Here is a 12,755-nt window from a genome sequence, read left to right as displayed (position 1 = left end):
CACGCAACGGAGAGCGATGTTGGAATACCAGAACGCCGATGATTCCCTTCATGACCTGGTTGCGGATGGCGGGAAGAGCCCGGCCTGGCACGCTGCACGGCCGCCCGCCGCGGAGGATGCGCCCGCACCTGAGACCCTGGCCGAACGTCTGGCGGACCGCCTGCGCGATATGATCGTGACGGAGGAGTTCGCCGTCGGGAGTCGGCTGCGCGAGCGGCAGCTGGCCGAACGCCTCGGCGCATCGCGCACGCCGCTGCGCGATGCCTTGAAGATTCTGGCGGCGGAAGAACTCGTCCTCCTGTCGCCGGGGCGGGGGGCGACCATCGCGCCCTTTTCGCCGGCATCCATTTCCGAGAAGCTCGATCTTCTGTCCGTGCTGGAGGGCTTTGCCGGGGAACTTGCGGCAAGCCGGGCGAGCGAGGCCGACATCGCGGAGATCCGCGCCCTGCATCACGAGCTTCTTGCCGCCTATGAGCGCCGCGACCGGTTGACCTATTTCCGGCTGAACCAGGCGATTCACCGCGCCATCGTCGATGCGGCGCGCAACGGAGCCCTGGCGCGGTGCCATGCGCAGCTCAACCGCCAGGTCTATGCCTATCGCTGGCGGGGCAGTGCCGATGCCTCGCTGTGGAGCCGCGCCATTGCCGAACATGGCGATATCGTCGAGCGCCTCACGCGGCGCGACGGTGCGGGACTGTCCGCGGCGCTGCGCGCCCATGTCGGCAGCACCTGGCGCCAGCTTCGGGCCAGCGCCGACGCGTCGTGACGCGGGGGTCAGACCGCGTCCTTGACGCGCTCCCAGGCATTGGCGAGGTGGCGGCCGAGCGTTTCTGCCAGGGCGTCGCCGTCGCGGCGTTCCAGCGCGGCGATCATCTCCTCGTGCTCGGCAATGGCCGCCGCCCAACGTTCCTGGCCCTCATGGCCGATGAAGCGCACCCGCTTCAGCCGCATCTGCAGCGTTGCATGGACATGCGCCAGCGCCTCGTTGCCGCCCGAGCGTACGATCAGGCTGTGGATCTCCTGATTGAGCTTATAATAGGCAAGCCGGTCACGCACCGCATAAAGCCGCATCATCTCGTCATGCGCGGCGCGAATGGTGGCGATCTGCGCATCCGACGCGTTGCGGCAGCACAGGCGGCCGGCCAGCTCCTCAAGATTGCCGATCACCACGAGCATGTCGTGGACGTCCTTGGCATCGAAGCGCTTCACGACCGCGCCGCGGCTCTGGACAAGCTCCACCAGCCCCTCGCTGGCCAGGTACTTGATCGCCTCCCGCAAGGGTGTGCGCGAGACGCCGAGCTCTTCGCCGAGCTGCCCCTCATGCAGCCGGGAGCCGGGCGGCAACTGCCCCTCGATGATCATGTCGCGCAGATGTCCGACAAGCGTGTCGTGAAGCGACTGGCGGGAAATGCGGCGCGTGGCGCCGTCCGCTGTCCCGTGCTCGCTCACTTGCGTTTCAACCATCTCAGCCCTCGGATCCGCCGGCCATGCGTGCGTCGCGCGGTGTCGATGCGTGCGCCGATGCCATGGGCCTGTTCCATCACGCCAGCCCCGCAGCGTCAAACGAAAATGCTGTATGCAGCATACAAAACGCTTGATGCGTGCATTTTCCTTCGTTACAAGAACCGGCGATGAACGCTCCGGGGAGGAACCGCCATGTCCGTCAAAACCGCAGATACGCGCCCAGTCATCGCTCTTGCGATGGGCGATCCGGCTGGCATCAGCCCTGAACTGACGGCCATGCTGCTGGCCGACCCCGAAACGCGCGAGAACGCCCGGATCGTGGTGTTCGGCGACCGCCGCATCCTCGACAAGGGCGCGCAGGAAGCCGGCGTCGAGCTGGATCTCGAGATGCTGGCAAGCGCCGGGGCCCCGACGGGCCAGCGCCATGCCATGGTCGATCTTGCGCATCTTGCGCCGGACGAGGTCGAGCGTGGCGAAGCCACGCTGAAGGGCGGCACCTTCGCCACCACCAATTTCCGCAAGGCGCTGGAAATGGCCGATGCGGGGCGCGCCGAAGCGGTGATGTTCACGCCCTTCAACAAGAAGGCGATGCGCTACGCCTATCCCGGCTATGACGACGAGATCCGCTTCGTGGTCGACGTGACGGGCTTCAACGGCAAGGTGCGTGAGTTCAACGTCCTCGAGAAGGTCTGGAATGCGCGGGTCACCTCCCACATTCCGCTCAAGGACGTCTCCGCACATCTGAGCGTCGAATCCATCCTGGCCGAGGTGGACCTGACCGTCCGCTGCCTCAAGCAGTCCGGCATCGAAAAGCCGCGCGTGGCGGTGGCCGGGCTGAACCCGCATGCCGGCGATGGCGGCTCCTTCGGCATGGAAGAGATCGACGTGATCGAGCCGGCGGTGAAGGCCGCGCAGGAGCGCGGCTACGACGTCGAAGGCCCGTTCCCGGCCGATACGGTCTTCCTTCGGGCGCTGAAGGACGAGTTCCACGCCGTCCTGACCATGTATCACGACCAGGGCCAGATCGCGATGAAGATGATGGGCTTCGACAAGGGCGTGACCATGATGGGCGGCCTGCCGTTCCCGCTCTGCACCCCCGCCCATGGCACGGCTTACGACATTGCCGGCAAGGGCATCGCCGATCTGGGCGCGACGCGTGAGGCCTTCCGGCTGGCCGTTCGCATGGCCCGGCAGCGCCGCGCCGGTACGCCGGCGCCTGCGGCGGCCTGACGGGCCGCGCGCCGCGGGCACGGGAGCCGCGGCGAGTCTGGTTTTTCGGCCGGTCACGCGTTTCGGCCGGTCGCGCTTTTCGGGGAGGACAGGGCATGGGAATGCCAGCATTCGGCGCCAACGCACGGCAACGCTACGATCGGACGAACTGGCCGATCGCCGCGGCCATGATCCAGTACACGAACCTGTTGCCTGACGGGCGCAGCGTGCAGGACCAGAGCGCGGAGGAATGGGCCGCCACCCTGTCCGAGATCGCCGATGCCGGCTTCACCGAGCTCGATCCGACCGATTGCTGGCTGCGCGTGGGCGATCTGTCGCCGCAGCGCCGCCAGGAGTTCCGTGATGTCGCGGCGAGCCTCGGCCTCAGCATTCCGGCCGTATCGACGGCGCGCAAGAACCTCATCGACGACGATCCGGCGGTGGGCGAGGCGAACCTGCATTATGGCCATCGGGTGATCGACGCCGCTGCCGAAATCGGCGCCTCCGCCGTTTCCTTCGGCTTCTTCGGCCCGCTGACCGAGCGGCAGAGAAAAGTCCTCTGGTTCTGGACGGAGGATGGCGTACGCAATCCCGACGATCCGGCCATGTGGCGCCTGGCCGTGGAGCGTATCCGCGAACTCGGGCGCCATGCCGCCGAGCTCGACATGGAAGTGTCGCTCGAAATGTACGAGGACACCTATCTCGGCACCGCCGAAAGCGCCGCCCGCTTCGTGACCGAGGTCGACCTGCCCAATGTCGGCGTCAATGCCGATATCGGCAACCTGATCCGCCTGCACCGCCCGGTGGAAAAGTGGGCGGACATGATGGCAAAGCTCGCGCCGCTGTGCCGCTACTGGCACGTCAAGAACTACATCCGCGACGAGAGCGCGGACGGGCGTGTCGTGACGCATCCCGCGCCGCTGGAATCGGGGATCATCAATTACCGCGCCGCCTTGTCCATGGCGCTGGCGCACGGTTTCAACTCGGCGCTGCTGCTCGAACATTACGGTGGCGACGGCCTCAGCGTCTGCGCCAGCAACCGGGACTATCTGCGCCGGATCCTTCCCCGTCCGGAGGCACGCCCATGACCACGATCTTCGACGAACCGGAACGTTTCGCCGCCCGCGCGCTGGACGGCTTCTGCGACATTTATGCCCGCATCGTGGCCCCCGTGCGCGGCGGTGTCCTGCGCGCGACGCAGACGCCGCAGGACAAGGTCGCTCTGGTGATCGGCGGCGGCTCCGGCCACTACCCGGCCTTTGCCGGCTATGTCGGCGTCGGCTTTGCCGATGCGGCCGTCGCGGGCGATGTCTTTGCCTCGCCGTCGACCGAAAGCGTGGCGCGCATCTGCCGCCAGGCGCACATGGGCGCCGGCATCGTGCTTGGTTTCGGCAATTATGCGGGCGATGTCCTGAATTTCGGCGCGGCGGCCACCCGCCTGCGCGCCGAAGGCATCGATGTTCGTGTGCTGGCCGTCACCGACGATATCGCGAGCGCGGACCGTTCGGAGCGCGAGAAGCGCCGCGGGGTCGCGGGCGACGTGCCGGTGTTCAAGATCGCCGGCGCCGCGGCCGAAGCCGGAATGGACCTCGATACGGTGGAAGCTTTGGCGCGCCGCGCCAACGACAGGACGGTTTCCTTCGGCATCGCCTTTTCCGGCTGCACGCTGCCGGGCGCGGACGGGCCGCTCTTTACCGTCGCGCCGGGCACGGTGGCGGTCGGGCTCGGCATCCATGGCGAACCCGGGATCCGCGACGAGCCGGCCATGAGCGCGCAGGCGCTGGCCGCGCTTCTGGTCGAGCCGCTGCTGGCCGAGCGGCCGGAGGGCGCCAACGGGCGCGTCGCGGCGCTCCTGAACGGGCTCGGCTCCACCAAATACGAGGAACTCTTCGTCCTGTGGACGCATGTGGCGGCGCGGCTGCGCGACGCCGGGCTGGACATCGTGGAGCCGGAAGTCGGCGAATACGTCACCAGCCTCGACATGGCCGGCTGCTCGCTGACGCTGACCTATCTCGATTCGGAACTCGAGCCGCTCTGGCTCGCGGCAGCAGACACGGCCGCCTTCCGGCGTGGCACGGTGGCGCCCCGCGCTCCGGCCGACAGGGTTCAGGACGAGGCGGCCGGCCCGGTCGTGTATCCGCAGGCGAGCGCAGCCTCGCAGGCCGAGGGCGCCTGCGTGGCCGCCATCATCGAAGCGGTATCGGCTGCGCTGGCGAAGGCCGAAGACGAGCTCGGCCGCATCGACGCCGTGGCGGGCGATGGCGATCATGGCCAGGGCATGGCGCGCGGCTCGGCCTCGGCCGCACAGGCAGCACGTGCCGCGGCAGCGGCCGGCGCCGGGGCGGGGACCGTCGTTGCCGTTGCGGGCGACGCCTGGGCCGATACGGCCGGCGGCACCTCCGGCGCCATCTGGGGCCTGATCCTGCGCGGCTTCGGCACGGCCATCGGCGATGCGGCACGCATCGACGCGCCGGCGGCGGCAGCCGCCATGCAGGCGGCGCTGTCGGATGTCACGCAGCTCGGCCGCGCGCGGGTGGGCGACAAGACGCTGGTCGATGCCCTGGTTCCCTTCGTCGACACGCTGGCGGCCGAAGCCGAAGCCGGCCAGGCGCTGCCGAAAGCCTGGCGCACGGCCGCGATGCGCGCCACCGAGGCCGCGGACAAGACGCGCGATCTGTCGCCGCGGCTTGGCCGCGCACGGCCCCTGGCGGCGCGCAGCATCGGGCATCCGGATGCGGGCGCCATCTCTCTGGCGCTCGTCGCCCGGACCGTCGCGGACTTTCTCGACGCTCGGGGCGGCGCGCACGCCTGACGCTTCACGCCCGCCCGGCGACCGTGCCGGGCGCGCCCATCACCATTTCCGGGAGGAATTGCCATGAAGACGATCCTGTCCAGCCTTATCGCCATCGGCGCCGCTCTTGCTGCCGGGCCCGCGCTCGCGCAATGGGCGCCGTCCAAGCCCGTCGAGTTCATCGCGGCAGGCGGCGCGGGCGGCGGCACGGATCAGTTCGCCCGGCAGCTTCAGGCGGCCATCGCCAAGGAGAAGCTTGCCGAACAGAACGTCGTCGTCTCCAACAAGGGTGGCGGCTCGGGCGCCGAAGCCTTTATCTACGGCGTCGGATCGGCGGGCGACGATCACAAGCTGATCTTCGGGACGTCCAACGAGTGGCAACTGCCGCTGGTCACGCGGCTCGGCTACAAGGCCGAGGACCTGACGCCGGTGGCGACGCTGGCGGTGGACGAGTTCATCGTCTGGGTTCAGGCCGACAGCCCCTACCAGACGATCACCGACCTTGTGGCCGCCGGCAAGGAGAACCCGGGCAAGCTGCGCTTCGGCGGCTCGCAGTCCAAGGATGTGGACCAGACGCTGCTGCGCCAGATCGAGGACGTGTCCGGCGCCAAGTTCCTGTACATTCCCTTCAAGTCCGGCTCCGAGGCGGCGGTGCAGCTTGCGGGCAACCATATCGATGCCAACACCAACAATCCGGCCGAGAATGTCGGCCAGTGGCGCGCCGGGCAGGCCAAGCCGCTCTGCGTCATGGCGCCGGAGCGCATGGCCTATACCGACAAGGTGACCGAGACGATGTCGTGGAACGACATCCCCACCTGCAAGGAGCAGGGCCTGGCCATCGAAAGCTACCAGATGCCGCGCACCGTCTTCGCACCGGCCGACGTGCCGGCAGAGGCCATCGCCTACTACACCGAGCTCCTGCGCAAGGCATCGCAAACGCCCGAGTTCCAGAACTACCTGAAGACCACGTCCCAGACCGCCCGCTTCATGGCCGGAGAGGAGTTCAAGGGCTTCATCGCCGCCGATGTCGAAAAGTCGCGCGCGCAGTTCGAAGCCGACGGCTGGCTCGTCCAGTAACACGATCCTTGCGGCGGGGCGGGTGGAGGAGCCTCCGCCCCGCACTTGGCTTTTCGCCTACGGGCGCCCTAAGAGCGGGAGGAACGCGCGATGTTGACGCGCCGCCATGTCGAAGTCATCACCGGCCTGTGCGTCGCCCTTCTGGGCGCCGTGACGGCCTATGGCAGCCTGGAGAACGGCATTGGCTGGACCGATTTCGGGCCGGCCTCGGGCTATTTTCCCTTCCGGATCGGAATCCTGATCCTGGTCCTGGGGCTCGCCATCGCGGCCCGTTATGCCTTCAGCCACCGCCGTCGGGCACCGGCCCAGGCGGCGCCCGAGGTCACGGGGCCGGCAGCCCTGCATGATGATACGGGGCTGGACGAGCGCTTCATGCCGGATGGCGCGGTGGGCCGGATCGGCTCGATCCTCGTCCCGACGACGATCTGCGCGGCCTTGATCCCCTGGCTCGGCATCTACCTGTCGGGCGCGCTCTTCCTGATCTTCTCCATTCTCACCCTCGGCAAGACGAGCCTTCTCAAGGCGCTGGTCATCTCGACCGGCGTCATGGCGGCCTTCTTCTTTATGTTCGAATGGTGGTTCCAGGTTCCGCTTGCCAAGGGCGTGATCATGCCCGCCATCGGCATTTACTGAGGGGAGACGCGCTATGGCCGATTTCGCCAATCTGATGCACGGCTTCTCCGTTGCATTTTCCTTCTACCATGTCTGGCTGATCGTCTTCGGCGTTCTCCTGGGCATCCTGGTCGGCGTCCTGCCGGGGCTCGGCGCGCCGAACGGCGTGACCCTGCTCCTGCCGCTGACCTTCACCATGGATCCGGTCTCGGCGATCATCCTGCTCTCCTCCATGTATTGGGGCGCGCTCTTCGGCGGATCGACCACATCCATCCTGTTCAACATTCCGGGCGAGCCGTCATCGGTGGCGACCACCTTCGACGGCTACCCCATGGCCAAGAACGGGCGCGCTACCGAGGCGCTGGCGACAGCCTTCTTCTCGGCGGGCCTCGGCGCGCTGACGGGCGTGCTCGTCATCACGCTGCTGGCCGGCTGGATTGCGGATTTCGCGCTGCGCTTCTCATCGCCCGAATTCTTCGCCATCTACCTTCTGGCCTTCTGTTCCTTCATCGGGCTGGGCGGCGGCGATCCCATGAAGGCGGCGGTGTCGCTGCTGGCGGGCCTTGCCTTCGCGACAGTGGGCATGGACACGGTGTCCGGCGAATTGCGGCTGACCTTCGGCTTCACCGACCTTCTGCGCGGCATTTCCTTCTTGGTGGCGGTGATCGGCCTGTTCGGCATCGGCGAACTGCTCCTGACCGTGCAGGAGGAAATGAAGTTCAAGGGCGTCTCATCGAAGATCGAGATCCGGGAAATCTTCAAGGCGCTGGCGCGCCTGCCGCACTACTGGGTCACCTTCCTGCGGTCCGCTGCGGTCGGTGTCTGGATGGGCATCACCCCGGGCGGCCCGACGGCTGCGTCCTTCATGAGCTATGGGCTCGGCCGGCGTTTCGGCAAATACGGCAAGAATTTCGGCAAGGGCGAGCCCGAGGGCGTCATCGCGCCCGAGACGGCCGATCACTCGGCCGGCACCTCCGCGCTCCTGCCCATGCTGGCGCTCGGCGTGCCCGGATCGGCCACGGCGGCCGTCATGATGGGTGGCCTGATGATCTGGGGTCTGCAGCCCGGGCCGCTCCTCTTCGTGGAGCAGCCGGATTTCGTCTGGGGCCTGATCGCCTCCATGTACATGTCCAACATTATCGCCGTTATCCTGGTGCTGGCCACGGTCCCGCTCTTCGCGTCGATCCTGCGCATCCCCTTCGGGATCATCGGGCCCATCATCATCGTGGTCTGCCTGATCGGCGCCTATACGGTGGCCAATGCCGAGTTCGACGTGCTTATGGCCGTGGCCTTCGGCATCGTCGGCTACATCTTCAAGCGCCTCGACTATCCAATTGCGCCGCTGGTCCTGGCCATGGTGCTGGGGGACAAGGCCGAGGACGCCTTCCGGCAGTCCATGCTCTACTCGGGTGGTTCGCTCTCCATCTTCTGGTCCAACCCGCTGGTCGGCACCATCATGGGCATTGCGATCCTGCTCCTGCTCTGGCCGATCCTGTCCAAGGCAATCGCCCTCCTGTTCCGCCGCAAGGCGGCAGGCACGGCCCGCTGACACGGGCATCCCGTCAACCAATGGCCGAGATGGCCCCGCCCGGCGTAGCCCGCCTGGCGGGGCCTTTCCTTTGCTGGCCCGACGGCAACGCCATTCCAGACTGTTGCACAATTGCAAATATGACAAAGTTTATCCACATTTAGAACAGTTCGTGTTTGTCTCCGGATCGCGTCCCCGCGTAAGCCCGGGATCAATTGTGGCGCTCCCGTGGCAGGAGCGTCGTCCTGATCCGGAGACCGACCCAGATGCCCTCGCGCAAGTCCGCCTCGATATCCCTTCTCGTTCTTAGCGCTTCCCTGGCCACCCTCGCGTCGGCCAGCGCCCAGGTGGCGCAGAACGCGCCGGCCGGTGGGAATGGGACAGGCGGGACGGTCGTCCTGGACACCGTCGTCGTGGAGGGTGCGGGCACAGGCACCGGCACCCCCGCGACGGGGACGATCGGGCAGCCGCCTGCGCCCTTTGCCGGCGGGCAGGTCGCCACGGGTGCGCAGCTCGGCATGCTGGGCAACCGCTCCGTCCTGACAACACCGTTCAGCGTCACCAGCTATACGGACAAGCTGATCCGGGACCAGCAGGCGCGGTCCGTATCGGACGTCGTTCTGAATGATCCGTCGGTGCGCAACGATGCTCCGGCCTTCAGCGAACGGGACGCCTTCTTCATCCGCGGCTTTTCGGTCACCAACCTCGACACGGCCTATGACGGGCTCTTCTACATCGCCAATCCCCGTCGCAGCTTCCTGGAGGGCGTCGAGCGCGTCGAGATCCTGAAAGGGCCGACGGCGCTTCTGAATGGCGGCGTCGGCCGTGTAGGCGGCACGATCAACCTCATCCCCAAGCGCGCCGCGGACGAACCGCTGAACCGCGTCACCACGACCTATATCGGCGATTCGCAGCTCTGGCCGCATCTCGACTTCGGCCGACGTTACGGCCCGACCGGTGAGTGGGGCGTGCGCATCAACGGATCCTATCGCGCCGGCGATACGACGCTCGACGGCAATTCGGTGGAGGTGGGCGTCGGCGCCGTCGGGCTCGACTATCGCGGCGAGCGCTTCCGCGCCTCGCTCGACCTGAACCTGTCGAAGCAAAAGATCGACGCGCCGACATCGCTCTTCAATTCGGCCGCGCCGGGGATCGAGATCCCGAAGGCGCCGAGCGGGCGGACCAACACGTCCAATCCCTTCGAATATATCGATTCCAGCTACGGCATGGCGGCCGCGCGCGTCGAATACGATCTTCTGGACACAACGACCCTTTACGCGGCCGGCGGCATCAGCCGCTACCGCGAGGATTTCCTGACCTCGTCCTATCGCATCACCGATGTGGAGGGTGACGCCACGGCGACGCTGGCGATTCAGCCGCAGCAGATCGACGGCAAGACCGGAGAGATCGGGCTGCGCTCGCAGTTCGACACCGGGGCGGTCGGCCACCAGTTGAACGTCTCGCTCAGCCGCGCCCTGAACGAGAATCATCGCGGCGGCTTCCCGCGCATCACACTGCCGAGCTATGCCACCAACATCTATGATCCGACCTATCTGCCGTCGAGCCGCGTGAATACGAGCGGCTTCCCGCGCGCAAGCGGCCGCCCCCTCTTCGCCGATCTTCTGCTGACGAGCTTAGCCGTCGCGGACACGCTGTCCTTTGCGCAGGACCGCTTTCTCGTGACCCTGGGCGGCCGGTACCAGGATATCCGCTCGCGTGGCTTCTCGACCGTCCCCGGCCCGACGCTGGGCGACCAGACCTATCTCTACGAGGATTCGCGCTTCAGCCCAGCCATCGCCGCAACGGCGCGCATCACCGACCAGCTTTCCGTCTACGGCAATTATGTCGAGGCGCTGACGGAAGGGCCGATCGCCCCCGCCACGGTGGCCAATGCGAACGAGATCTTCGCGCCCATCGTGAGCGAGCAGAAGGAGGTCGGCATCAAGTATGATTTCGGGCTCCTGGCGGTCACCGGCGCCCTGTTCGAGATCCGCCAGCCGAGCGCCTACACCGATCCGACGACCAACATCTTTTCCGTCAGCGGGCTGCAGGTCAATCGCGGCCTGGAACTCTCCGTCTTCGGCGAGGTGGCGGACGGGTTCCGCCTTCTGGGCGGTGTCAGCTTCATCGAAGCCGAGCTCGCCCGCACGCTGGGCGGCCGCTTCGACGGCAATGCCGTGCCGGGCGTGCCGAAGACGACCGTGAACCTCTACGCGGAGTACGACATGCCGTGGCTCCTGTCCGGGCTGACGCTGACGGGACGGGCACTCTACACGGGCAGCACCTTCTACGATCAGGCCAACACCCAGAAGGTGCCGGACTGGACCCGCTTCGACCTTGGCCTGCGCTATGCCTTCGACGGTCCCAACGATACGCCAGTGGAGCTGAAGGCGAGCGTCGAGAACCTGTTCGACGAAAACTACTGGGCCTCCTCGGCCCGCGGCTTCCTGGCCGCCGGCTCGGGCCGCACCTTCCTGGTATCGGCCTCCTTCGAGTTCTGACGGGTCCGATCACGGGCGGGTCACGTCTGCTGGCGTGCCCCGCCATGGCCATGCTTTCACGATCGAAGGCGGCAACGCCTTGTCGCGACCGTCGAAAGGATGCGCCCCGAATGACCCTCTACCGGATCTGCGCGCTGGCCTGTGCCATCTGCCTTGCCATGCCAATTGCCGCGCAAGGAGCCGAGCCCGCGCCCGGCCGACCGCTGGACCAGGCCGTATTCGGCTTTGGCGGCCTCATGGTGGATGACGACATGGGCACGTCGGCGCTCCTCTTTACGCCCGATTACGAGGACAACGTCATCTTCGGCATCGGCTACCAGCGCTTCCTGGAGCGTGTGCTGCCGGCATGGACGCTCGGTTTGGAAGCCGGCCTTGCGGGCCGCTTCGGCCAGCGCCCGACGGTCGAGGCCTGGGGCGGATACGTGCTGCGCCATGACAGTTTTAAAATCACGCGAGGATTGTCGGTCACGCCCGCCATGACGGTGGGGCTTTCGGCCGTCAGCCACACGATCGGACGCGAGGCCGAGCAGCAGCGGCTGGATGGGGGAGACGCGACGGTGCTCTTCTATCTGGGGCCGGAATTGAACCTGTCCGATCCGCGCTCCGACAGCGGCCACGAGGTCTTCTGGCGGCTGCATCACCGCTCCGGCGCCGGGGGAACGCTGGGCGGTATGCGCGGCGCCGGCAACGCCAATGTCTTCGGACTGCGCCGCCACTTCTGACAGGCCCAGGCCGGATTTCCCCTTGCTGAACGGGCATGGCAGGCTTAGACATTCGATATATCCAGACGGCTATATCGAGGTTCTTCCTTGCGCGCGATCATCCTGTCCCTCTGCCTGTGTTCCGCCGTCGCGCCGCAGATCGCACGGGCTGGAACAGTCAGCGTCGCGGTGGCGTCCAACTTCACCGAGGCGGCCAACGAACTGTCCGCCGCCTTTTCGGCGGCCACGGGCGATCGGGCGGTCCTGTCCTTCGGGGCCACCGGCCAGTTCTATGCGCAGATCACACAAGGCGCTCCGTTCGAGGTCTTCCTGGCGGCCGATGACGAACGGCCACAACGCGCGGTCGCCGAAGGCTTCGGAGTCGAAGGCAGTGTCTTCACCTTTGCGGTGGGGCAACTCGTTCTATACTCGGCCAGCCCGGGTGTCGTGACCGGGCCACAGACGCTGACGGCAGGGGATTTCGAGCGGATCGCCATCGCCAACCCGCAAACTGCGCCCTATGGCGCCGCGGCCGTGGAGGTGATGCAGGGCCTCGGGGTCCTCGATGCGCTGGAGGGCAAGATCGTCCAGGGGCAGAATATCGGCCAGGCGTTCCAGTTCGTGGCCACGGGCAATGCCCGGCTCGGCTTCGTCGCGCTCGGCCAGGTCGCGCTTCTGGATGGTGGCTCGCGGTGGATCGTGCCGCAGGAGCTCTACACACCGATCCGCCAGGACGCCGTCCTGTTGACGAAAGGGCGCGACAACCCGGCGGCGGCCGCCTTCCTGGTCTTCCTGAAAGGGGATGCGGCGCAGCGTATCATCGCCCGGCACGGCTACGGGCTCGATGAACGCTAGGACTGCGCCGTGGTCGA

At 67.1% G+C, this 12,755-nt stretch carries 11 protein-coding genes; 10 read left to right on the top strand and 1 reads right to left on the bottom strand.

From position 1 onward, the window contains the following. Window positions 1-16 precede the first annotated feature (16 nt). A complete protein-coding gene (locus AUL30_RS13345) occupies window positions 17-766 on the top strand; it encodes a GntR family transcriptional regulator (RefSeq protein WP_062228388.1) in 750 nt (249 codons plus the stop codon). Between the two features lie 8 nt (window positions 767-774). On the opposite strand, the gene AUL30_RS13340 is transcribed toward AUL30_RS13345, so the two are convergent. Then, entirely contained in the window at window positions 775-1,464 is a 690-nt protein-coding gene (locus AUL30_RS13340) for a GntR family transcriptional regulator (protein WP_062228387.1), read from the bottom strand. Between the two features lie 192 nt (window positions 1,465-1,656). On the opposite strand from AUL30_RS13340, the gene AUL30_RS13335 reads away from it, so the two are divergent. From AUL30_RS13335 to modA, 9 genes are all read left to right on the top strand, one after another. Further along, complete coding sequence (locus AUL30_RS13335; RefSeq protein WP_062228386.1) at window positions 1,657-2,694, top strand: 4-hydroxythreonine-4-phosphate dehydrogenase PdxA; 1,038 nt, start codon at window positions 1,657-1,659, stop codon at window positions 2,692-2,694. A gap of 95 nt (window positions 2,695-2,789) precedes the next feature. Next, entirely contained in the window at window positions 2,790-3,761 is a 972-nt protein-coding gene (locus AUL30_RS13330) for a sugar phosphate isomerase/epimerase family protein (RefSeq protein ID WP_062228385.1), read from the top strand. Next, entirely contained in the window at window positions 3,758-5,485 is a 1,728-nt protein-coding gene (locus AUL30_RS13325) for a dihydroxyacetone kinase family protein (protein ID WP_062228384.1), read from the top strand. The genes AUL30_RS13330 and AUL30_RS13325 overlap by 4 nt, the downstream gene beginning before the upstream one ends. A gap of 63 nt (window positions 5,486-5,548) precedes the next feature. Beyond that, on the top strand, window positions 5,549-6,541 hold the full coding sequence (locus tag AUL30_RS13320) for a tripartite tricarboxylate transporter substrate binding protein (RefSeq protein WP_062228383.1): 993 nt from the start codon (window positions 5,549-5,551) through the stop codon (window positions 6,539-6,541). 90 nt (window positions 6,542-6,631) lie between these two features. Beyond that, window positions 6,632-7,174: a tripartite tricarboxylate transporter TctB family protein gene (locus tag AUL30_RS13315; protein ID WP_062228382.1), complete on the top strand. Its 543-nt coding sequence runs from the start codon at window positions 6,632-6,634 to the stop codon at window positions 7,172-7,174. A 13-nt stretch (window positions 7,175-7,187) separates the two neighbouring features. Then, a complete protein-coding gene (locus AUL30_RS13310) occupies window positions 7,188-8,702 on the top strand; it encodes a tripartite tricarboxylate transporter permease (RefSeq protein WP_062228381.1) in 1,515 nt (504 codons plus the stop codon). Window positions 8,703-8,947: 245 nt separating this feature from the next. Further along, window positions 8,948-11,182, top strand: a complete 2,235-nt coding sequence (locus AUL30_RS13305; RefSeq protein WP_062228380.1) for a TonB-dependent receptor — start codon at window positions 8,948-8,950, stop codon at window positions 11,180-11,182. 110 nt (window positions 11,183-11,292) lie between these two features. Next, entirely contained in the window at window positions 11,293-11,904 is a 612-nt protein-coding gene (locus AUL30_RS13300) for a hypothetical protein (RefSeq protein ID WP_062228379.1), read from the top strand. A gap of 87 nt (window positions 11,905-11,991) precedes the next feature. Continuing rightward, a complete protein-coding gene (gene modA, locus AUL30_RS13295; RefSeq protein WP_083507925.1) occupies window positions 11,992-12,738 on the top strand; it encodes a molybdate ABC transporter substrate-binding protein in 747 nt (248 codons plus the stop codon). The last annotated feature ends 17 nt before the right edge of the window (window positions 12,739-12,755 follow it).

The organism is Aureimonas frigidaquae, from assembly GCF_001463905.1.
Taxonomy (GTDB): Bacteria; Pseudomonadota; Alphaproteobacteria; order Rhizobiales; family Rhizobiaceae; genus Aureimonas; species Aureimonas frigidaquae.
This window is presented reverse-complemented; position numbering and strand designations above follow the sequence as displayed.